Genomic DNA, 22,862 nt, shown 5'->3' with positions numbered 1-22,862 from the left:
TTATAAAACCGCTTTTGTGTTTTATCTTTTACTTTATTCAATAAATCTTTATGTTTTTCACAAGTTCATAAAACTTTATTTTATAAAAATTCTTCGGTAATGAATGATATTGCTTTATAGCAATTATCAACATCACATATTGTTTGTTGCTTATTAATTTTCATTACCTACTCCTTCCTTTATTAAGTTTTTTTATTAGCAAATTAATTAACTGAAACAGAGAAAGGACAACACCTTAAAATTGGAGAAAAAACAGGTACACTTTATAAAGATTTCTAAGATATTTAATAAATGTGTAAACAACTTAAAGAGGGTATCAAAAAGTTGTAATAAAAAGTTTCTATTTTAAGAATTTAAGATGCTGTCCTTTCTCTGAATCAATTAATAATTTTGGTTTTACAAATAAAAAAACCATTTTAGTAAATGGTTTATTATTTTTATTCAATTTCTATGTATTTGTTAAAACCCTTCTTTTTTCCATGCGACCAAAACTTTTCAAATTTTAAATAATAGTTAAAAATCTAGATTTTAATCCTTATCTAGTTTTTTTTATTTTATTAAAATAAAAAAATGTTATTAAATAACATTTTTAAAACCACGGCTCAAATAGTACATCAAGGCCAAATCAACCATTAATTAAGTCATGAACTGCTTCTATATTAAAATACAACATTACAATTGTTATAACTGCTAAAACTAAAAGTACTAGCACAACAATTAAAACTATTGCTCAAACTGGTAATTTTCGCTTGCTTGTTTCTTCATCATATTGAAATGGCATTTTTGTTGCATCAATTTTACCCAAGACATTGCTATTATTAAAACCATCTGATGGAGCAAAATCAGGTGATGAACTAAAGCTTGGTGCTGCATTAAAATCTGGTGTTGGTTCAAAATTTGAATTTCCTTGGCCAAAATCATTTTGACCAGAAAAATTAGCACTACCAAAGTCATTTGTTTGATTAAAATCATGGTTTGCCCCAAAAGGAGTTCCCTCATTAAACGTATCATCAAAATTATCATCAAAATCGTTATTGATTCCCTGTTGTTGTTTCGTCAAATCTGGATTCATAATTGCGTAATGACGACCTGAATCTTGCGAATACTGTCTTTTATTAAAATTAGAATCTTGACCAGCAAATTGTTGCTCTACTTCTGGTCCTGCCATTGGAGGATAAGTTAACATTCCGGGATATTGTGACATTTGCGGATAACCCATCATCATTGGAAATTGTGGCATCATTGGATAAGGGAACATTTGCGGATAACCCATCATCGGATTATATGCCCCCATTCCCATCGCATTCATTGGATTAGGCATAATAGGCATAACAAATGGTTGATAAATAATTGGTTGATAAATTGGTTTATTATGTTGCGGTTTAACTTCTGTTCCATTAATTCCCAAAGCTTTTGAAATGTAAGAAGAATTAAAAGGTGGATTAGTTTTTGTTTTAAAATCGTTTGGATTACCAGGAACTCTAATTGGTTTTGTTAGTGATGTTACTGATGCATTTTTGTTTAATAAATTATCATTGTCAAAACTATTGCTATTTTCAAACGAATTAAAATGATTTTCATTTCCACCACTAAATTTTGGATCATTATTATTCATGCTATACCCCTCCATATCAATATGCCCACTTTTCTTATAGATAAATTATATCACATATTTAAGTAAAATTAAAATAAACTATTGTCATAATTATTAGAAAGGTATATAATTGTTTACCATTTTATTTAAGTTTAATACCTTGTTTGTTGTTTTTTACTTTGCAAATATTCTTGATCTTTTTCATCAACTTCATTAAAAATATGATAACGATGTTTGTATCAAAATAAATATAAAATAATACCTACAATGATAGCTGAAATTAAATCATTTAACCCTAAATAATATAAAATAATAAATATTACTTTGGTCTGTGCCATCCGATAATCCATGTGCTAAGAAATATCCACATAACATTAAAATTGGTAACACAATAAAAGCACGAAATTAAGAGCATAATGCTGCTTTTCGTGCGTTATTCATCCCTTGAAATAACGAAACACCTAAAAATGAAATAGCAGCACAAGGATAACTCATTAACATTAAAACTGCTATTCACCGATATTCATCAACTAAATCAGCAGGAAAAGCAAAAGCCATTAACAATTGTGGCCCAAGAGCAATAAATAATAATAAAGTAAAAAGTAATCAACCACTAATAATTACTAATCCATATCAACAAGTTTGATACATTCGTAAATATTTTTTTGCTCCATAATTATACCCAATAATTGTTTTCATCCCTTTTAATGAAACAATAATAAAAATTCATGAAATAATTGTTCCTAACATTGTACCTTCTAACAACATTCGACCATATTTTACAAAAACAATTGAAAATAAGACATTAATTGCAATTGCTCCAATTGTAATGTAAATTGCAACATGACTTTTTCCATCTGTTCGTAATAATGTTAGTAATAAATAACTAACAAACATTAAAGGACTAGCAAGTAACATTGGAAAAACATAATGCTAAGTTAAATCTTGTACGATTCAGGTTCCTTTTTTACTTAATTGAATTAAAATCATAATATTATCTCATTGTGGAAAAACTAAACAAAAAACAAAAAAAGCTGCAACAAATGAAAATAAAACGGTAATTGTTAAAGCATTTCCTACTAAAGATTGTGTTTGTTGTTTATTACTTTGCCCAGATTTAATTGCAAATGTAATTGATGTTCCAATCGCAAATAAAATTGCAAAAGCAAATAATAAGTTATAAATTTGCATTGAAAAATGGGTTGACAAATTAACAAAAATTTTTGCTGATTCATATGTTCATAATTTACCATTATTAATTGTAAAATGTTCTTTATATCAATCCAAATATGGCTGATGATGAAAAACATTTGGTGTTACAAATGTTAAAGCAATAAATTTATCGAAGATTGGATATAATGCTGTAATTGCCATCATAAAGACAGTTGGTAAAGAAAAAATAAAAATTGTTTTTCATAAATTGTCATAACGTAACTTAATCTCGTTTTTTGAAAAACGGTTTTGTTCATTATCTTCGTTCCCCCTTTACAATACTATATATTTATTATTTTATCATATTTTTAATTAAATTGCCAGATTCAAAGGAGGCCGGGTGAGTAAATTAAATACGGGTTTTTTCTTTTAAGGATTAATTATTGTTCCTAAATGAAACAACCTCTCTTTATTTGTTAAATTTATATTAACACATTATTTTAATAAGACGACCAAAAAGTAATAAATTTTTAAATTTACCTTATTTTAATTATTTAAAAGTATAAAAATTCTTAATATTTGCTATTACATCAATTTTATTTATTTTTGCTAATTTTAAGTATAGTAAATTTTTATATGTTTTATATTCGTAGGCTTTTGCCCCATACCCCAAAGTTGATTTAAGAAATCAAGATATATCACTCTCAGCTGAAACACCAATGTTATATTCTAATTTTTGGTTTTTAATGCCTTTACTATGATTTTTAATATATCTAACTAATTCAGTTTTGTGATAAGAATTAGCAATTTTTAATAATTTATCATACTTACCATTAATAAACAAATTATAACATTCATTATAAATATTTGTTTTTGTTATTTGCTAATACTTTTCTGTTATATTTACATTTTTTAAAATTAAAACCAGTATTAAATGTTGTAATCCGACATCTAAAATCTTTAATTTGTTTATCTTCTTTTAATGAAACAAAACCTTCGTCCATAAAAATATAAAGACATGAATTTTCTTCTAACTTAATCTTTTCAAATTCATTAAATAAATGACTACTAAAATACTCAATATCATATTTTCTAATAACATTTGAAATTGTCATTCTAGTTAAGTTTATGTTTGGAAAACAATGTAAAATATCTTTTTGTCTTTTTCCCTCAGATAATTCTAATATTTTTAATTCTAAATTTAAAGTTAATGTTTGATATTTTAAAACTCCTATTTTTTCATCTACAAATGCTTTGTTTTCTCATGAATTAGTTTCTTTATTTCATCTACGATAAATTCTTCGTAGATAAATTAATTCTCCTCATTCATCAACTATTTTTCTAGATCGTTTTTCTTTTACGAATCATCCATCTTTCTTATATTCTTTTTTAGAAAATATTTCATCATCAAGGTTTTTAATATGTTCTATAAATAAAATTTTACTTTCTTCATATTTATTAGCAAAAAAAAGAGTCAATAAAATTATCTTGTTTTTCTAACAAATTAATCACACCCTTAAATCAGGAGTTAATATTAAAATATTAACTTTATTAATTATAACTCTAGATCTAAGGAGGAATAAAAGATGTACAATAAAAAGAAAACTACTAGTTATTTTCATTTAAATAAAAAATATGATTTGAATTTTAGTGACTATAATTTTGGTTTTGATTGAGAAATATTTAAAGACTTTGTACCGGATGTATATGCCAGATATTTTACGTGTTCTTGTTTTTTTAAGTTTGTTTCTGCAGGACGGGGTACAAACAAAACCTGAGTTCACATTGCATATAAATTATTTTTAGCATGTAATTTTTTTGATGCTTCATCTAATATTTTAAAAAGATATGCAAATACTCATGATGATACAACTTTCGGTGACGCTATAAATCTATGCAATTATTTATATGATAAATATGATATTGATTTAGGACCTGATAATGAAAATGAAATTGAATAACCTAAAAATTTAAAAGAGGGTGGTGAAATTATATTTCCTAGTGGTGTGAGAATTGCTTTTGCGGGTTATGCTAATGGTAATAAAATTATGGGAAAAGTTGGTAAGGAAACCGGGATTTTATCTACATGAACAGATGAAATAATCCATGCCAAAGAAAAAGAAATTTTAACTGACAAAGAACTGGATAAAAAATATAATAATTTAAGAGTTTCAATGTTTCGTTCAAAAAGTTTAAAAGTTTCTTTCGAAAAATACATTGATGAAAATAGTAATGAACAATATAATCTTGATTATCCTATTCCGATTAAAGAATGAGAATGAACATTTAAAGAATGAGATGTTATAAAACAAAAATATGTTGAAGTTACTACATACTTTCATAAAACATATTCTAATGAGTTTACATTTAATCCTTTTGATAAATATCATATTTTTTATAAAAAATTTGTTACACCTTTTTTACCTTTAAATGAAAAAAATAAAGCTATTTTAAAAGAAAAAAATCAAGTTTTTTCAGAAAATAAACAAGCTTTTAATGGCTTAGGAATTTTTAATTTACGATTAACTATGGGAGCGGTTTGAGATAAAATTCCACAAATTACAAAAAAATTAGTTTTAGCTAACAAAGAAGAACGCCCCGATTTATATGAACTTGAATACTACGGATTTGAATATAACGATAATGACCCCAGTATTTATGTTTTAAGAGGTTATAGAAAATACATTAACAAATTTAATTTACAAGATTTTTATAACACAAATACAAAACAGTATGAATTTGATTTATATTCAATTGGTGTTGATTATGCCAATGGTAGTGAAGATCACACGGTGTTTTTGCTATCAGGATACAAATTAAACGAAAATGGTAATTATGATAAATACATAATTGAAGAAAAAGTAACTACTCCTTAAGATGCTTTAAATTTAAATGATACAATTGAACATTATGGCCAATGAATAATTAACTGTTTTGATAAATTTAATGGATTTGAAAACACAACTTTTCACTATGATATAAACGCACATGATTTTATGCAATTACTACAAAAAAATTAGTATCTTATTTAGGTGTATAGTGTAAACCAATTAGAACAAAACAACTCTTATTAAAGGGTTCTTTTTTGAAATAAAACAACTCCTAAAAGGAGGTAATGATAATTAAGCAACAAAAAATATGTGATGTTAATGATTGTTATAAAGTAATATCATTCATTACCGAAGAATTTTTAATTAACATACCGCCACCGCTCACCCCCAGTGAAGCGGATGGCGTAGTAAATAAATAGATAAATACTTATATAACTAATTCTCGCTTGGCACTTTCACTTGGGAGTGAGTGCCAGCGAGTTAAAACTAGGAGGAATTATAATGACAGAATATAAAAGTAAATATATTAATAAAACTTGAAATGAAATAACAACATCTTTTGATTGAGTTAATTGTCAACCTATTAATTGTCGTATTTCACATCATAAAAAGAATTATGATTTACAATGTTTAGAATGAGCCAAAATGTACTTAAATTTATTTAAAAATAGATGAGATGTTATTGTTTCTTATATGCAACATTACAAAATTAACGATATTTTAGATTTAGCATCAGATGGATGAAAAATATTACAAATTGACCAAAAAATTAAAGGAGTAATTTAGGAGGTTTATATAAAAAAGTTAAATAAAAAACCTTGAAAGTTTTTAAGTAAAAAGAAATTACATAAGAAAAAAATTGAGCGTGCTAATGAAAGAGGAAGAATAGAAAATAGTAAGGAATTAAATAAATATAAAAAAGTTAAATAAAACTTGTCTTAAACAAAGATATTGAAGTTATTGTTCAAAATGCGATTGTAAATTGTACTATGAAGTGTAGCAGTTTATTTGCTATCATTATAACATCAATAAAATAAATGTTCAATATAATTTATTTTAAAAAAATTTAGTAGTTTTCTCTTAAATTTATTAATTTTGACACACCGATAAATAAAATTATTAAAATTTTATAAGTAATTATATTAAAAATTAAACATTTGTATAAAAACTTCTTTTGAAGATAGTCAATGTAAAGATTTTTTAAGTTTAGAATTTATTATATTGGCAACTTCTTGATAATAATTTCTTGAATAAATACTTAAATCAATTCCTTTGGAAAATCAATGTCTAAAATCACGAATTGCTCTTTCAACTTTGGGTTTTTGAGTTGGAGTTCCAGCGTCACAAAAATATACTTTAGCATTTGTTATTTTTTCATTTTTTTCTTAATCAGCAAATTCTTTGTCTTGATCTGTTATTATTCCTTTGCATCTATCTTTAAAAAATCTGTTAGAAAAAATTCGTTTTAATGCGTTTGTAACTTCTTTTGTTGTTTTTTCTTTTAATTATTTAATCAAAAACCAATATGTTTATTGTGGTTAGGTAAATTTATAAACGAAGCTTTGTCAGTTTGAAAAACTATAAATTCTGTTCGAATAAAATAATTTTGTACGTTAATATTCTTCTTATAAAAACTCATAAAAACACCTTACTTTCCATATTATATTTACACAATGTCGTATTAAAACCACTTTTATAACTTGGTTTATGATACATTACTCAAAACAAACTACCAACAAATTTTTTATTCAAAATAGAATGACAAATTTTTAATAAATTCAGAATTATCAATACTTAAAATTGATTTACCTTTAATTTTTAAAATATTATCTTTTAGTTCATAAAAGTTCATTTTTGAATGTTTATAAACTCTTCCTTTATTATTTTAGGATCAACTAATAGTCTTCTAACATTTTGAATTCTCAATAATTTATTAAAATTAAAATTTTGTTGTAATCTTTTATCTGTTCAAGTTCCTCATTCTTTTCCGTTAAAAGTTAAAGCATTTTTAATTAAAAATTTTTCGCCTGTATTCAAACAATAATCATTTGCTATCTTTTCTTTCATTTCATCAATAGTTTTTGAATTAGGATATACCAATTTTTGTAAATAATCTAATTCGATTAAGTGAATCCCTTCCCGCCAAAAGTTAATCAAGTCACTATGTAAATCATTAAAGACTATTTTGTTACATAACTGCTGGTCTAACACATTTAAGCCAACTGAAGCACCGCCACAAAATAAATCTATAAATTTATCAAATTTAGCCGGTAATAATGCTTTAATTTTATCAAAGTGTTTTGCTTTTCCACCAGCCCAAGATAACGAACTAATAAATTTCATAAATAAATACTCCTTAACTATAATAAAGATTGTTATACTAATGTTTAAATAATGTATATGTATTGTAATAAACATTGCTAAATATATAAAATTAAAAATTAAGGCACACTGAAAATAACTACTTAGTTTTAACTAATAGCTATTAAAATATAAAATTATACGTTTATAATTAATCAACTCACATAAAAGCTAGTGTGCCATAGTTAAAATATATGATCAGTTATAATAAATATTAAAATCCTTTAACCATAACACGGAAAAAGTTTAATATTTTAATAATTACTCAAATTCCAAATGGAATTAAAATAATTCAAGCGTCACTTAAAAAGGTCATTAATTGTAATAACACAGCATAAACAGCGTCTTTAACTCTTTAATCATAACTTGTCCTAAACCACTTCAAATAGAATCCATTCCATCTGAAATAGTAGGAGTATCTGCAGCTAGAAAATTAACAACTGTTGTTAAATACATACCTAACATTATTCTTTATCCTCCTTATTTTTAATTTCTTTTTTATCTTTTTTTTCCTTGAAATTGACGAATTTTTTGATAAATCGATAAACCAATTCAAGCAAGAATTCCTAAAATAATAACAATACTAAATATTCATGTTAACCATACTGGCATAACTTAATTCCTCCTAGAAATTTATCTTGCGCGGCACGCTTCGCGTGTTCACTACGCTCAAAATAATTAGTTACTATCTTATTAACAGTATTAATAACATTATCTTTTCCATACTTAGTTACTAAGGACCGAAAAATAAAATAATGTTTTCTTTCCATTAAAAAACAACTCCTTTCTGAGTTGATTTGTTGCACTTCATATTACAGTTTACATTATTTGTTGATAAGTTTATTAAATTTTGTACCATATTAAAACCCTTTCGTAATTTTAAATTTTTGTCTCCTAAAAACTTACATTACAATGCTAATTATTACTAAAATAATATAAATATAACACTAAAATTTATTATTTAAATCAGTTTCTGTTACTACTGACAATACTGTTTTAATATGTTCAACTGCTTTAACTTTCCGTCATTCTTGAATAATCTTAAAATCATTATCCAGCAAAAAAGTGCTTCGTTCAATGTCAAGATAAATATTATTAAACATTTTCTTTTCTTTCAAGACACCAAACATTTCACATAATTTAGAATCAATATCACATAACATAGGGAAACTAACATTATTATCATTTTGAAACTTAGTTTGTTTTTTTAAATTATCACGACTAATACCAATAACATTATAACCAGCAGTTAAAAATTTTTGATAATAATGATTATAAGCAACTATTTCTAAAGTACAGCCTGGTGTTGCTGCTTTCGGAAAAAAAAAAAAAATATAGTCCTTTTCTTTTTGAAAATCAGTAATAAGATGTTCTTCTCCATCTGTAAACAAAAACTTTTCTTGTTTTAAATCCATTTTTAAATAACCTCCCCTAAAAATAATAATATAAAAGACAATAATAATTAATTACTGTCTTTGAAAAAGTTGGATTAAATATTTTGTTACTTCTAACTTATTTTTTAAAATATTAAATGATAATTTTAAATCTAAAAAAATTAAATATAGTGAAATTTCGGTAATATCAAACTTATATTCTAAATCATTAATTTCCTTAGCAATATTGGCAATTTGCTCACCAATAGTATCATATTTATCGAGAACAGCATTCGTTTGTAAACTTGCTCGTTCTTGTAATTCAGTAAGATCTAAATTAATTGCTTGAATTGTTGACATTAGTTCATTCAAAGTTTGTTCAATTTTTTCTTCACGCAAAGACATTTGCTCTACTTTATTTTCCATTTTTTACTTTCACCTACTTATAATTATAATATATCATAAAACTAAAAAAGATTAGTTTTAATAATTAATTACTAATCCTTTAAAACGTGTCACTGAATTAATTGTTTCACGAATCCCTTGAACTCCTTGTCCAGAATCATGAATTCCTAAAAACGGGAATGAATCAGGTCCTCGTTGAGTACGACCATTAATATTAACCGTTCCTGTTTCTAATTCATTAGCAATATTAAATGCTGCATTAATATCTTTTGTAAAAATACATGCTTGCAATTTAAAATTTGATTTATTTGCTAAAGTAATCATTTCTTCAACATTCTTACAACGAATAATTGGTAAGACTGGACCAAATGGTTCTTCTCATGCTAATCGCATTTCTGAGGTAACATGGTCAATTAAAGTTGCACTAATTAAATTATCTTTTCGTTGATTGCCAAGAATTAATGTTGCTTTTTTTACTAAAGCATCATCAATTAAACCTTGTACAAAATCTGCAGCTTTTAAATCAATGACAGGAATAATAGCTTTATTATCTAATGGCGAACCTGCTTCTAACTTGCTAACTTCTATTTTTAATAATTTTACTAGTTCATCAGCAATTGTTTCATCTACTAATACTCGCTTAACAGCCGTACAACGTTGTCCAGAATATGCATAAGCACCAGCAACAATTTCTTTTACTGCTTTTGTTAAATCAGCATCTTTTAATACTAAAGCTGGATCTTTTCCTCCTAATTCTAATACTAAGTCTTTTCCATGTCCTAATTTGCGAATATGATTGCCAACAGCAACTGACCCAGTAAATGAAATAACATCAATTTCAGGATTTAAAACTAATAAATCTCCAATATCACGTCCACGACCAGTTACAACATTAAAAACACCTTTCGGAAAACCAACTTCAAAAGTTAATTTTGCCATATATAACCCAGTTAAACTGCCATTTGTTGCCGGTTTAAAAACAACAGTATTACCAACAACTAAACTTGGTACAATTTTTGCAATACTTAAATTAACAGGATAATTAAATGGTGAAATTGCCAAAATAACACCTTTTGGAACACGAGAAAAAATCCCTAATTTATTTTTAATATTTCAACCATCCCCAGTTAATGTTTCTGGAAAAACTCGTTTTGCTTCTTCAATTGTGTAATCAATATATTCAATACTACGTTTTACTTCAACTTGACCATCTTTTAAACTTTTTCCAATTTCATGGACCATAATTTTCGCAAGTTCTGTTTTATGACTTTCTAATAATTTTGCTCATTTTTGCAAATAACTAATTCGTTCAAATAAAGTTAAATTTGCTCATTCTTTTTGTGACTGTCGAGCCCACTTAAACGCTTCATTTATTTCTTTTTCTTTTAGAGCTGGAACACGGCCATATGGCTTATTATTAATTGGTGAAATTATTTCTAATCAATCCCCATTATTGATTAATTCACCATTAATTAATGCATTCAATTCCAAATTCATTTTTACCGCCTCGTTTCTTTATGCATTATTCTATTTATATTTTATGCTTTTTTAAAATTATTAAAAGATACTTTCCACATTTAAATTATTGTTTATAATAAAATGTTTTAATGTTGTTAACGCACGTTCACTATATGCTAAATATTTTTCATTTTTACTTTTAAAATGTTGTTCAAAGGGAGGGATAATGCCAAAATTTGCTTTCATTGGCTGAAAATTAGTTTTCGAAGCATTAATAATATAATTCACTAATGCGCCCATCATTGTTTCGGGTGGAAATGTTAACATTGGATCGTTATTTAATAATCATGCAATATTTAGGGTACTAATAATTCCTGTGGTTGCTGATTCAACATATTCTTCAACACCAATAATTTGACCAGCAAAAAATACATTCTGATGTTTTTTTACTTGTAAAAATTGATTTAATAAAATTGGAGAATTAATAAAATTATTCTTATGAATAACACCATATCGTACAATCTGAGCATTTGCTAAACCTGGAATTATACTAATAAGGCGTTGCTGCTCTGGAAACTTCAAATTAGTTTGAAAAACAACTAAATTATATAATGTATCAATTGCATCATCTTGACATAATTGCACAACAACATATGGACGGTTACGATTTGTGGTTTCTAAACCAATTGGTTTTAATGGTCCAAACAATAATGACTTAATCCCCTTTTTTGCCATTACCTCAATTGGCATACATCCTTCAAAATAAATTTCTTTTTCAAAATCATGTAAAGCTACTGTTTCTGCTGTAATTAATGCTTGAACTCATAATTCAAATTCATCCTTGCTCATTGGACAATTAATATAATCTTTACTATTGCCTTGATCATAACGTGATTTATAATATACCTTAGTAAAATCAATACTTTCTTTTGTAATAATTGGTGCGGCTGCATCATAAAAGTAAAAATATTCTTGCCCCAATAATCCTTGAATGGTCGTTTGAAATTTTGATGTTGTTAAGGGTCCAGAAGCAATCAATGTAATTGCTTTATCATCAATAGTTGTTGCCTCTTGATCAATTAAAGTGACATTTGAATTATTTGTTAACCATGTTGTAATATATTCTGAAAACTGATTCCGATCAACAGCTAATGCTCCCCCATCTGGAACACGGCTTGCATAAGCTGCTTTAATAATTAATGAATTAAATGCTAGCATTTCTTGTTTTAATAAATCAACACCATTCGTTAAACTTTCACTACGTATCAAATTTGAACAAACCAATTCTGCAAAGGAATTTTGTTTTTGCACTGGATTTTTTATTAATCGTTTACTTTCATATAAATTAACCTTAAAACCTCGTCGTGCTAATTGATACGCTGCCTCGGTTCCTGCTAATCCAGCCCCAATAATATTAATCGTTGAAATTGCCATTTGTTATTTTTCCTTTTAATTGTTGATATTGTTCTAAATATTGGGCATATTTTTCTTGTTCAAGTTTAATCTTTTGAGGATTTGCTTTTGCTAAAAAACTTGGATTATTTAAAATATTTTTGCTTCGTTCTAGTTCTTGTTCGAAACGAGTTAATTCCCCATTGATTTTTTGTTGCTCTACTGTTTCATCAACAATATCATTCAATCCAACTTCTAAAATAACATTTGTCAATGGAATTGTGGCATATTTTTGGTTTGCATCTTTTTCTTGAAGCACGCCCATCACTTTACTATTAACCATTTTTAAAATAAATTCATTAATTAATGTAATAACATTTGTAGTAATATTATTTTTACTACTTATTTGATCAAATCAAATTTCAATAATATCTTCTTTTTTAATTTGATAATTACTTCGCAATTCACGGATTGCAGCAACAATTTTCGTTACTAAATTCAAATAATCAACATTATAATTAAAATTAATTTTTGAGTAAACTTCTAACATAATTGACTCTTTCAAATTTAATTTTTGATAAATTTCTTCTGTTACAAATGGAATAAATGGATGTAACATAATTAAAATTTGTTTTAAAACATAAAACAATGTTTGAATTGTTATCTTCTTGATTGTGGCATTATTACTTTGCAAATTAACTTTTGTTAATTCAATATATCATGAACAAAACTTATTTCATACAAAATCATACAAATCTTTGCCAACTAAAACAAATTCATATTTTTCCATATTCGTTTGTACTTTAGCAATTGTTTTTGTTAATTCAGTTAAAATTCATTGATCAATAGCATTTTCTTGATGGTTTAATAATAAGTTTTTAATTTCTGTTTCAAAATTAATCAATGGTTTAAAATCACTTGTTAAATTCAGTTCAACATAACGAGCAGCATTTCATAACTTATTAATAAAATTTCAAGCACTATTAATTTTTTCTAAAGAAAAACGTAAATCTTGTCCTGGTGCACTATTTGTAACTAAAAAATAACGTAATGTATCTGCACCATATTCTTTGATAACATCCATCGGATCAATCCCATTCCCTAATGACTTACTCATTTTTCGGCCTTCTTTATCACGAATTAAACCATGAATTAAAACATCATTAAATGGTTTTTCCTTTGTAAACTCTAATGAGTCAAACATCATTCTTGAAACTCAAAAGAAAATAATATCATAACCAGTCACCAAAACATTAGTTGGAAAATAGTTATGAAATAATGTTTTATCTCAATTTCATCCTAAAGTTGTCATTGGTCATAATGCTGATGAAAATCAAGTATCTAAAACATCTCCATCTTGAATTCAATTTTTACTATTATTTGGTGGAGTTAAACCAACATGAATTTTTGTTGAATCATCTTTATGATATCATGCTGGAATTTGATGTCCTCATCATAGTTGCCGTGAAATACATCAATCTTGAACATTTTTCATTCAATTAATTAATGTTGTATTAAATCGAGATGGATAAAATTGAATTTTATTTGGTGATGATTGAAATTTAATAATTTTTTCAGCAAAATATTCCATTTTAACAAATCATTGGTCTGATAAATATGGTTCAACAATAGCACCACTTCGTTCTGAAAAACCAACTTGATGAGAATGATCTTTAATTTCAACAATTAACTTTTGGTGATCTAAATCATGAACTAAATTTTGACGGGCAGTAAAACGATCTTGGTGATGATATTTTCCAGCCAATTCGTTCATTGTCCCATCTAAATTCATACAAATTGGCATTGCTAAATGATGACGCAAAGCAATTTCAAAATCATTAGCATCATGTGCTGGTGTACATTTCATTGCTCCCGTTTCAAAATCTTGGTCAACATAATTATCACAAATAATAGGAAGCAATTCACCATTTGCTGGATTTATCACTTTTTTATTTCAATATTTGCGATAACGATTATCATTTGGGTTAACAACAACACATTGATCAGCAAACATTGTTTCTGGGCGTGTTGTTGCAATTGTCAAAAACTCACTTGTACTATTTTCTAAAAAATATTTAAAATAATACATTTTGCCTTGTTGCTCTTGATAAATAACTTCAATATTTGATAAAGCGGTTTTTTGTACAGGGTCTCAAGAAATAATTCGTTTACCACGATAAATTAATCCTTTTTGGTATAAATCAATAAAAACTTTTTGTATTGCTGATGTTAAATTATTATTTAATGTAAATTGCTCACGTGAATAATCTAATGCTAATCCTAATTTAGCTCATTGCTCACGAATAATTTCAGCATATTCTTCCTTTCATGCTCAAACTTGTTCAATAAACTTTTCTCGTCCTAAATCATGTCGTAAAATATTTTTTGTTATACGTAAACGTTCTTCTACTTTTGCCTGTGTAGCAATTCCCGCATGGTCCATTCCTGGTAAATATAAAGTATCAAATCCTAGTAATTTTTTATAGCGAATAATCAAGTCTTGCAATGTTGTATCTCAGGCATGACCTAAATGTAATTTCCCAGTCACATTTGGGGGTGGAATAACAATACTAAACTTTGACTGTTTACTTGTAACATCTGCAGTAAAATAACCTTTTTTCTTTCAAAATTGATATTTTCCTGTTTCGACCAAGGCATGATCATATTTCTTTGTTAATTCTTTTCCCATTTTTGTTTCCTTTCTAAATAAAAACTCCTATTATTTAAATAAAATAATAGGAGCAATTATTTTCTAAATAATTACGATACCATCCTTTTTTAATAAGTATCACTTATTACCTTAATTAAAATATCAAATTAAAATATTTAGCAACCTTCATTAAAAGAATAGATTAATTTCACACCATCAATTAAATCTCTGAACTATTTTTTTAATTACTCCTCTAATATTTATGGTTTTATTATAATTCTTTTTCAATTAATTGCAACCTTTTTTTGTTTCTCCAAGAATATTATTCTAAAATAAAAATAAAAGTTATAATTAACTTTTATTTTTATTTTTTTCTAATTTTGTGTCTTCTGCCCTTTTAATATTATTGTTTCAATCTTTATACATAAAAAAGAAAAATCCGCCAAATAAAACAAGAAACAACACAATAATAATCGTCAATGTAATAATTAATCAAGTTGCCATCATTTAGTTCTTCAATCCTTCTTGTCACATTCCAACTGGTACTGGTTTAATTTGATATTTTCTTAACACAGTAACCGATAAAATACTACATATTAACGGCATAATAATTCCTAATAATACTGCTAATACTGATAATCATCAAGGTTTTGATAACCCTGAACTAATAAAGACATAAAACATAAAAACACTATTAACTGCTAACAACAATGGTGTTAAATACGAAATCGCAAATTTATATGTTTTACCAATTTTAATTCACGAATGTGCATTATTGTAGGCAATCATTATTGGTAATTTTTTGTAAATATGAATAAATAAAATAATTTCAACTAAAGCCATCACTAACATATTAATACTACCAGCTAAAGCTTGGAACGAATAAAGTAATTGGTTAGTATCTTTAAACATTAAGACTAAACCAATGGCAGCCATTAAAATCATTAAAATAATAATAACTTGTTTTTCCTTTACCTTGTAATTTGAAAAAATTCCATTTATGACAACTTCAATCATTGCAATAATACTACTTAATCCAGCAAATAATAATGCTGTAAAAAATAAAATGCCTAAAAAGTTTCCAAAACCAACAAAGGTTTGTTTATTAATAACATTAAAAGTTTGTGGAAAAACATTAAAGATAAAACTAGCACCATCATTCTTTGGAAACGCTTCATCAATTGCTTTGGTATAATCATCAATCGTAATTAATCCAGGATTTTGTTCATGAACTAAAATGCCTGCTGAACCAAAAACCATAATTAATGTTAAAAGTGAAATTGCTAAAACACCAAATGATAAAATATATGCTTTATTTGTATTATCCTGTGTTTTTGGTGCTGCACCAGCAAATAACATCATAAATCCTGAACCAACACAAACCGTAAACACACCTAATCCAAAGGCATCACTTCATACTTGCAAGTTACCAAAGGAACTTAAGGTTCTTTGCGTTGGCATTAAAACTGTTCCTAGTCCTTCTAATGCTCCTGGAATTGTTAAAACGTAAATTGCTAAAACTAATAAAATAACAAATAAAACTGGAATAAAAATAACATTTGCTTTTTCAATTCCTTTTGCTCGAAACATTACAATTGTCCCAGCAATAATAACAATTGCATTAAAGGCTAAGTATGCTAATCATTGAAAATTAGCATTACCGGCTACACCAATTCCACCAGGATTTAAAATATTATTATCAAATCATAATGGTGTATTAATTGACGATGTAAAATTTAATATTAATGAAATTAAAACATAACCAATTAATACGGTATAGTAATTAGCAACAATAAACATAAAGGCTGATTCAAATCAACCGATAAACCCACTTGCTTTTGGGTTTTCTTCATCAAAAATATTAATTAACGATTTACGTCGCATATTACCAATGTTGAATTCTAAAATTAATAACGGAATGCCACAAATAATAATTGCTAAAATATATAAAACAAAAAATGCTAAACCTCCATTTTGTTTTAATAAGGTGGGGAACCCCCATACATTACCAAGTCCAATTGCTGCCCCTAATGTGGAAACAATAAAACCAAACTTGCTAACATGCTTCTTCTTTTTCATTTTTTAATTCCTTTCTTTTAAAAATAAAAAACAATTACTAATAAATTATTAATAATTGTCCTTAACGAATAATATTTCTTTTGATTAATAAAAAAATATCGCTGCATTTCTTTCTCAAATTTTTCTTATTATTATAATTCTGTCTCTAAAAAATTGAATAATAGTTTTAGTTTAGAAAACTAATTCTGAAACAACTATCACTGTGTTCAGAAATCATCGTGCACCAAATACTCCTGCAAATACTTGATGCACATTTAAGAAAAATATTGATAGGGGCATGCCTTCCCTGTTTGGTAATGACACTTCCCATGGACTATATTAATAATTTTTCCAATAATTGGATAAAAATAAAATTTTCAAAGATTTTGTTCTTGATAAATATTTGTTCCTGTTATCTCACTTTGATATTTTATAAAAGATAAGAAATAAATAATCATCACAATTGAGCCTATGATATAAATATATTGAATTGATAAAACAACACTAAAAAAACTAAAGCCAATTAAAATGGCAAACAATAATTGGTAATAAACTTGTCAATCTTTTCAAGTTTTTTTATTGCAAATCATTCTAATCCTCCTTTTAATAGATATATTATAACCATAAAAAAATACTAATTCTACTTTTTTTCAAAAATTAGTATTTTTTTTATTTATTTAACTTGTTTTTGATAAACTGATGCTTTTGTTTTATTTTGTCCAAATTTTTCAAACTTAACAATCCCATCAATTAAGGCAAATAAGGTATCATCACCACCACGCCCAACATTTACTCCTGGGTGAACTTTTGTTCCACGTTGACGATAAATGATTGATCCTGCTCTAATTGTTTGGCCATCAGCTCTTTTTGCACCCAATCGTTTTGAATGTGAATCACGACCATTTTTAGTCGATCCTACTCCTTTTTTTGAAGCAAATAACTGTAAGCCTAATGCGAACTTCATCATTATTCTTCAACCTCCTTTACACTAATAAATTTTTGATATTGCTGATAAATTGTTAAAAATTGATAATAAATTGTTTGTAACATAACTTGTAAGTCAGCACTATTATTTTTTACTGTAATAATAATTAGTCCTTCCTTAACAATGAATTGACAACTATTTGGTTTAATTTGATCAATTGCATTTAAACCACCAATTGCAATTCCTGTTATTGCGGCACAAACAAGATCTTTACCATATTCAGCTGCTTTAGCATGACCAGTAATTTCAATTTTCTTAATTTTTTTCTCATTTTTTGTAATTATAATCTTAATCATAATGTTTTACTTGTCACTTTGTTTTGTTTTTGATGCTGGTTTTTTTGCTGATGTTGTTGATGAACTTTTAGCTGCTGGCTTTGCCGCTACTGGTTTTTTATCACCTGAACAAACTGCTTTTGTTGTTGCTGTTTTTTTGTTGTTACTGGTTTTTTATCAGCAACAGGTTTTACAGTTGACTTTGTAGCAGTTGTTGATTTTGTTACCGTAGGTTTAGCTTTGGCATCTGTTGTTGTTCCTTTAGCAGAACCTGATAACAAAATTTGATCAATTTTAACTTTTGTATATGGCTGACGATGCCCATATTTTTTATGTTGTGTTTTCTTTGGTTTATAATGGAAAACAACAATTTTCTTTTGCTTTCCTTGTTTTAAAATTGTTCCTGCTACTGATGCCCCTTTAATAAAAGGAGTTCCTACTTCTCCATCAATCATTAAAACTTCAGTGAAATTAACTTTTTCACCTTCATTATCATTTAACATTTCAACAAATATTTCATCACCTTGAAAAACACGAAGTTGTTTCCCTCCAGTTTTAATTATTGCAAACATTTTTACACCTCCAGTTTAGACTCGCCTTGTAAGTAGATAAGTATTGCATATCCTTTAGGTACTTAAAAGTCAAAGAGCGGTTGAAACTGAAACAACCATAATTAATTATATCGTTATCTTAAAAAAATTCAATAAATTTTATGTTTTTCTTAAAAATAAATTATTCTTCAGATTGTAAGACAAGTTCTTTTTTATTACAATTACAACATTCTTCGCAACTATCGCATACTTTACAATCTGGATCTAAATCATTAATTTTGTTGCATTTTTTTCCACAATCACAAGTAATTTCACGATATGTCCCCATAATGTTTATATACGTTCCCATTTATTTGCACTCCAATCTTTTTGTTAATTTTATCCCTATTTTTTTTTATTACATATCTTATTATTTCTTATTATCGACTATATGTTTTATCTTCTTCAACTTGTTCAACAGTAAATCTTGAATTCGTTTTGTTTAATTCTTTTCTATATTCATTAGCATAATCTTGATTATATCTTTTATTGTTTTCAATATTTTTATTTTTTACATTAAATATTGGTTCTAATGCTTCGGCATCAATTTCAGCATTAATTCCACTATTTACATATGTTTCTAATGTTTCATCAATGTGGTCAAAAATTTTAGTTGATATTTTAATAGTTTCATTTTTATTAAAACCAAGTTTTTTTAAAAATATATTAAGCTCTTTTTTAACTGATTTATAACTTCTTTTAAAGGTAGACTTTATTTCTGATTTATATAAGCAAAGTAATTTATTTTAAAAATATTATTTCTATTTTTAAAATCATCTAGATCGTGGTTGATTTTACAATTTTTAATGTAAAGTGTGAATAAGGTATAATAAAGAAAAATTATAATAATCTTTGGGACCGTTGCAAAGATACGGGTTGTTAGTTAAAAACAAGATATAATCTTGTTTTTTCTTTATAGTAACTAATAATGTAAAAGAAAATGAATAAATTATCCGCGTAATTTATTAGCGGTAATTTATTCAATATTGTTTATTTTTGAGCGTAGCAAACACGCGGAGCGTGTCGCGCAAGCTAAATTTTTAGGAGGAATTAAATTATGCCAGTATGGTTAACATGAATATTTAGTATTGTTATTGTTTTAGGAATTTTGCTTGAATTGGTTTATCGATTTATCAAAAAATTCGTCAGTATAACAATGTTTATTACAATACATATACATTATTTAAACATTAGTATAACAATGTTTATTACAATACATATACATTATTTAAACATTAGTATAACAATGTTTATTACAATACATATACATTATTTAAACATTTTATAGTAAAGGAGGATTAGAATGAAATTTATTAGTCCGTTGTCTTGGCCAGGTGGAAAAGCTAAACACTTTGATAAAATTAAAGCATTATTACCGGCTAAATTTGATAAATTTATAGATTTATTTTGTGGCGGTGCTTCAGTTGGCTTAAATGTGTTAGACCAGCAGTTATGTAACAAAGTAGTTTTTAATGATTTGCATACTAGTTTAATTGAATTTTGACAATATGGTATTCATTTAATTGAATTGAATTATTTGAAAAAATTAGCATATCCTAATTCAAAAACTATTAACGAATTGAAAGAAAAAATGTTTGATGATTATTGTTTAAATTTTGGTAGTCGGAAAAAATCTTAGTTTTTATAAAAATTATAAATAAAGTAATTAAATACAAATTAAAGTAATCGCTTATTAGAACGATTTTTTTATTTGCATTATTCATCAGATAGTATCTTTAAAATTAAAAATTAATCTATTTTGCCCTACAAACTAGTTAATTTTTATAATTTCCTTTCTGTGATTTATTATATTTTTTCGGTTTAACAACTAATAATATCATTTTTAATAAAGGTACTATCTGATGAATAATGCAATACTAAAACTTAATATTTTGATGCTTAAAGATGGATAACTCATCTATGGCACGAAGTCTTAAAGAAAGTGTGAAAGCGATTGGATTTACTCTCCTATTTATTTCTTTAATTCTCGACAAGATTAATCACTTGTGAAATGTCAGAGCATGTGTTTTTTGGCTTGTTTTTATAAAAAAGTGCTGTTAAACCGAAAAAAACAATACCGGACACTAAAAAAACAAGAGGATTGGAACTCCAAAAGGTTATTTTCTTTATATAAAGTTGTGTAGGGATGGATGAAGCGTAATTAATAACTGGGTAAACTGTTTTTTTATTTCTGTATGGGGGTAAACTCTATCAAAATATCCTATCCGCCCCTGCTCACTCCCCAAAGTGAAGCGGGCGGCGAAGTAATTAAATATTAAAATAAATTACAAGAATTAATGATATGTGCTTATCCAGTAACTGCAAATAATATTAATGATGAAATTTGAGCAACAAATAAAAAGAATTAAGAAGTATAGATAAATGACAGAATATAAAAGTTTGTATATTAATAAAACTTGAAATGAAATAACAACATCTTTTGATTGAGTTAATTGTGAACCTATTAATTGTCGTATTTCACATCATAAAAAGCATTATGATTTTCAATGTTTAGAATGAGCAAAAATGTACTTAATTTTATTTGAAAACAAGTGAGATATTATTGCTTCTTATTATGCAACATTACAAAATAAACGATATTTTAGATTTAGCATCAGATGGATCAAAAATATTACAAATTGACAAAAAAATAAACCAGATAAATTAAAATATATTATTGCAATTGACCCTGCTGGAATTGGTCAAACTGGTATTATTATTTATAATGTTTTACAAAATAAAATAATTAATAATATTACTTTTAATTTTAAAAATGAAGAAGAAGCAATAAATAATATGTATTTAATATTAAATGAGTTTAAAAATAAAATTTGTTCTTATTTAAATAAAGTTATTGTAATAATTGAAGATTATCAACTTCATAAGGGTTTAAAAATAAAAAATCCATTATCTACTCCTAAATTTATTGGTGGTTTAAAAGTTTTATGCAAATATCTATTTAATTTAAAATATATTTTTCAATCACCAGTCATTAAGAAAAATTATATTTATAAAGGAAATATTAAAATGTCAGAGCACGAACACGATGCTTGAAAACATTTACAGTATTTTTTAGCAAAAGGAGTTGATAAAAATGACACAAACAAAAAGTAATTTACCTAAAAAATCAATAACTAATAAACCTAAAATAAAAAATAAAAAAGTTAATAAGTTAGAATTAACTGTTAGATTACATGAAAATCCTATTAAAACAAAAATTAAGGCTCTTGTTGCTGGTGGTATTGAAGTTGATGCTTGTTCGGCTAAATGTCAGTGAGAAGGATTAAATTACTCAACATTATTAATATATAACCCATCTGTTTTAACTGAGTTTTTGAAATTAAAAAAAAATTATGAGATAAAAATTAAAGGCTCAGTATTTAATCAGTTAAATATAAAAACTAAACGCTATTTTTTGTCTTTTAGAGTAGATAGTTTTGAAATTATACAAAAAGCGATTAGAAAAAGAACAAATACAAATATTAAAAAATAGGAGAAAAAAACAATGGCATTAAAAAATGTAAAATATGTTCTTATAAATGAAAATAATGAACCTATTAAAAATGAAGATGGTAATTTAGATATTAAAACTTGCTGAAATTATTTTAGAAGATACTGCTGAAATTGAAGAATTTAATGCAAGTAATTTAGAAAATAATAATCAGCAAATCAACGAACTACAAGCAAAAAATACTGAGTTAACTTCACAAATTGAACAACAAACAATTCAACTAAAAC

27 protein-coding genes and 3 pseudogenes are annotated in these 22,862 nt (G+C 26.1%); 8 read left to right on the top strand and 22 right to left on the bottom strand.

Annotation, left to right across the window (positions count from 1 at the left end; genetic code table 4):
• Positions 1–589: 589 nt before the first annotated feature.
• The 5 genes from ACZ91P_RS06500 to ACZ91P_RS06480 all read right to left on the bottom strand — a co-directional run bounded on the left by ACZ91P_RS06500 (position 590) and on the right by ACZ91P_RS06480 (position 4,224).
• Positions 590–1,615: a hypothetical protein gene (locus ACZ91P_RS06500; protein WP_465158551.1), complete on the bottom strand. Its 1,026-nt coding sequence runs from the start codon at positions 1,613–1,615 to the stop codon at positions 590–592.
• A 384-nt stretch (positions 1,616–1,999) separates the two neighbouring features.
• Positions 2,000–2,512, bottom strand: a complete 513-nt coding sequence (locus tag ACZ91P_RS06495) for an MATE family efflux transporter (protein ID WP_465158550.1) — start codon at positions 2,510–2,512, stop codon at positions 2,000–2,002.
• A gap of 15 nt (positions 2,513–2,527) precedes the next feature.
• Positions 2,528–2,971, bottom strand: coding sequence for a hypothetical protein (locus tag ACZ91P_RS06490; RefSeq protein WP_465158549.1), 444 nt, complete (start codon positions 2,969–2,971; stop codon positions 2,528–2,530).
• 325 nt (positions 2,972–3,296) lie between these two features.
• Positions 3,297–3,590 carry a hypothetical protein gene (locus tag ACZ91P_RS06485; RefSeq protein WP_465158548.1) on the bottom strand — a complete coding sequence of 98 codons (294 nt, stop codon included), beginning with the start codon at positions 3,588–3,590 and terminating at the stop codon, positions 3,297–3,299.
• 13 nt (positions 3,591–3,603) lie between these two features.
• The gene (locus ACZ91P_RS06480; RefSeq protein WP_465158547.1) at positions 3,604–4,224 is read right to left on the bottom strand and encodes a UPF0236 family transposase-like protein; all 621 of its coding nucleotides are present in this window, start codon (positions 4,222–4,224) and stop codon (positions 3,604–3,606) included.
• A 108-nt stretch (positions 4,225–4,332) separates the two neighbouring features.
• Here ACZ91P_RS06480 and ACZ91P_RS06475 point away from each other — a divergent pair, with 108 nt between their 5' ends.
• The 4 genes from ACZ91P_RS06475 (at position 4,333) to ACZ91P_RS06460 (ending at position 6,363) form a co-directional block, all read left to right on the top strand.
• Positions 4,333–4,707, top strand: a complete 375-nt coding sequence (locus ACZ91P_RS06475; protein ID WP_465158546.1) for a hypothetical protein — start codon at positions 4,333–4,335, stop codon at positions 4,705–4,707.
• Between the two features lie 45 nt (positions 4,708–4,752).
• On the top strand, positions 4,753–5,622 hold the full coding sequence (locus ACZ91P_RS06470) for a hypothetical protein (RefSeq protein ID WP_465158545.1): 870 nt from the start codon (positions 4,753–4,755) through the stop codon (positions 5,620–5,622).
• Positions 5,623–5,861: 239 nt separating this feature from the next.
• Complete coding sequence (locus ACZ91P_RS06465) at positions 5,862–5,996, top strand: hypothetical protein (protein ID WP_465158544.1); 135 nt, start codon at positions 5,862–5,864, stop codon at positions 5,994–5,996.
• An 82-nt stretch (positions 5,997–6,078) separates the two neighbouring features.
• Positions 6,079–6,363 carry a hypothetical protein gene (locus ACZ91P_RS06460; protein WP_465158543.1) on the top strand — a complete coding sequence of 95 codons (285 nt, stop codon included), beginning with the start codon at positions 6,079–6,081 and terminating at the stop codon, positions 6,361–6,363.
• Positions 6,364–6,719: 356 nt separating this feature from the next.
• Here the strand turns inward: ACZ91P_RS06460 and ACZ91P_RS06455 are convergent.
• The 17 genes and pseudogenes from ACZ91P_RS06455 to ACZ91P_RS06375 form a co-directional block, all read right to left on the bottom strand.
• Positions 6,720–7,082: pseudogene (locus ACZ91P_RS06455) on the bottom strand (transposase); the annotation flags it as partial.
• Positions 7,082–7,216, bottom strand: a pseudogene (locus ACZ91P_RS06450) (DUF3627 domain-containing protein); the annotation flags it as partial. The pseudogenes ACZ91P_RS06450 and ACZ91P_RS06455, both read right to left, overlap by 1 nt.
• Positions 7,217–7,410: 194 nt before the next feature.
• Positions 7,411–7,920 carry a DNA adenine methylase gene (locus ACZ91P_RS06445; protein WP_465158542.1) on the bottom strand — a complete coding sequence of 170 codons (510 nt, stop codon included), beginning with the start codon at positions 7,918–7,920 and terminating at the stop codon, positions 7,411–7,413.
• A gap of 333 nt (positions 7,921–8,253) precedes the next feature.
• Complete coding sequence (locus ACZ91P_RS06440) at positions 8,254–8,403, bottom strand: hypothetical protein (protein ID WP_465158541.1); 150 nt, start codon at positions 8,401–8,403, stop codon at positions 8,254–8,256.
• A gap of 131 nt (positions 8,404–8,534) precedes the next feature.
• Complete coding sequence (locus ACZ91P_RS06435) at positions 8,535–8,708, bottom strand: hypothetical protein (RefSeq protein WP_465159037.1); 174 nt, start codon at positions 8,706–8,708, stop codon at positions 8,535–8,537.
• A 177-nt stretch (positions 8,709–8,885) separates the two neighbouring features.
• Positions 8,886–9,353 carry a peroxiredoxin gene (locus ACZ91P_RS06430; protein WP_465158540.1) on the bottom strand — a complete coding sequence of 156 codons (468 nt, stop codon included), beginning with the start codon at positions 9,351–9,353 and terminating at the stop codon, positions 8,886–8,888.
• Between the two features lie 51 nt (positions 9,354–9,404).
• The gene (locus ACZ91P_RS06425; RefSeq protein ID WP_338989025.1) at positions 9,405–9,737 is read right to left on the bottom strand and encodes a hypothetical protein; all 333 of its coding nucleotides are present in this window, start codon (positions 9,735–9,737) and stop codon (positions 9,405–9,407) included.
• A gap of 57 nt (positions 9,738–9,794) precedes the next feature.
• On the bottom strand, positions 9,795–11,213 hold the full coding sequence (locus ACZ91P_RS06420; protein WP_465158539.1) for an NADP-dependent glyceraldehyde-3-phosphate dehydrogenase: 1,419 nt from the start codon (positions 11,211–11,213) through the stop codon (positions 9,795–9,797).
• Between the two features lie 60 nt (positions 11,214–11,273).
• Positions 11,274–12,608, bottom strand: coding sequence for a methylenetetrahydrofolate--tRNA-(uracil(54)-C(5))-methyltransferase (FADH(2)-oxidizing) TrmFO (trmFO, locus tag ACZ91P_RS06415; RefSeq protein ID WP_465158538.1), 1,335 nt, complete (start codon positions 12,606–12,608; stop codon positions 11,274–11,276).
• Positions 12,589–15,255, bottom strand: a complete 2,667-nt coding sequence (locus ACZ91P_RS06410) for a valine--tRNA ligase (RefSeq protein ID WP_465158537.1) — start codon at positions 15,253–15,255, stop codon at positions 12,589–12,591. The genes trmFO and ACZ91P_RS06410 overlap by 20 nt, the downstream gene beginning before the upstream one ends.
• A 312-nt stretch (positions 15,256–15,567) precedes the next feature.
• A complete protein-coding gene (locus tag ACZ91P_RS06405; RefSeq protein WP_465158536.1) occupies positions 15,568–15,723 on the bottom strand; it encodes a hypothetical protein in 156 nt (51 codons plus the stop codon).
• Positions 15,724–17,295: a sodium-dependent transporter gene (locus ACZ91P_RS06400; protein ID WP_465158535.1), complete on the bottom strand. Its 1,572-nt coding sequence runs from the start codon at positions 17,293–17,295 to the stop codon at positions 15,724–15,726. It lies immediately after the preceding gene.
• 254 nt (positions 17,296–17,549) lie between these two features.
• Positions 17,550–17,864: a hypothetical protein gene (locus ACZ91P_RS06395; protein ID WP_465158534.1), complete on the bottom strand. Its 315-nt coding sequence runs from the start codon at positions 17,862–17,864 to the stop codon at positions 17,550–17,552.
• 83 nt (positions 17,865–17,947) lie between these two features.
• Positions 17,948–18,238 carry a 50S ribosomal protein L27 gene (gene rpmA / locus ACZ91P_RS06390; protein WP_465158957.1) on the bottom strand — a complete coding sequence of 97 codons (291 nt, stop codon included), beginning with the start codon at positions 18,236–18,238 and terminating at the stop codon, positions 17,948–17,950.
• 2 nt (positions 18,239–18,240) lie between these two features.
• Positions 18,241–18,555, bottom strand: a complete 315-nt coding sequence (locus ACZ91P_RS06385; protein ID WP_465158533.1) for a ribosomal-processing cysteine protease Prp — start codon at positions 18,553–18,555, stop codon at positions 18,241–18,243.
• Positions 18,556–18,815: 260 nt separating this feature from the next.
• A pseudogene (gene rplU, locus ACZ91P_RS06380) lies at positions 18,816–19,106 on the bottom strand (50S ribosomal protein L21); the annotation flags it as partial.
• Between the two features lie 160 nt (positions 19,107–19,266).
• On the bottom strand, positions 19,267–19,434 hold the full coding sequence (locus ACZ91P_RS06375; RefSeq protein ID WP_465158532.1) for a hypothetical protein: 168 nt from the start codon (positions 19,432–19,434) through the stop codon (positions 19,267–19,269).
• Positions 19,435–20,427: 993 nt separating this feature from the next.
• Between ACZ91P_RS06375 and ACZ91P_RS06370 the strand changes: the two genes are divergently transcribed.
• The 4 genes from ACZ91P_RS06370 (at position 20,428) to ACZ91P_RS06355 (ending at position 22,761) form a co-directional block, all read left to right on the top strand.
• Entirely contained in the window at positions 20,428–20,763 is a 336-nt protein-coding gene (locus tag ACZ91P_RS06370; protein WP_465158531.1) for a DNA adenine methylase, read from the top strand.
• Between the two features lie 743 nt (positions 20,764–21,506).
• The gene (locus ACZ91P_RS06365) at positions 21,507–22,238 is read left to right on the top strand and encodes a hypothetical protein (protein WP_465157820.1); all 732 of its coding nucleotides are present in this window, start codon (positions 21,507–21,509) and stop codon (positions 22,236–22,238) included.
• Positions 22,219–22,617: a hypothetical protein gene (locus ACZ91P_RS06360; protein WP_465158530.1), complete on the top strand. Its 399-nt coding sequence runs from the start codon at positions 22,219–22,221 to the stop codon at positions 22,615–22,617. The genes ACZ91P_RS06365 and ACZ91P_RS06360 overlap by 20 nt, the downstream gene beginning before the upstream one ends.
• A 12-nt stretch (positions 22,618–22,629) precedes the next feature.
• Positions 22,630–22,761, top strand: a complete 132-nt coding sequence (locus tag ACZ91P_RS06355) for a hypothetical protein (RefSeq protein WP_465158529.1) — start codon at positions 22,630–22,632, stop codon at positions 22,759–22,761.
• Positions 22,762–22,862 lie beyond the last annotated feature (101 nt).

It is taken from the genome of Spiroplasma endosymbiont of Halictus nicosiae, from assembly GCF_978018445.1.
This window is presented reverse-complemented; position numbering and strand designations above follow the sequence as displayed.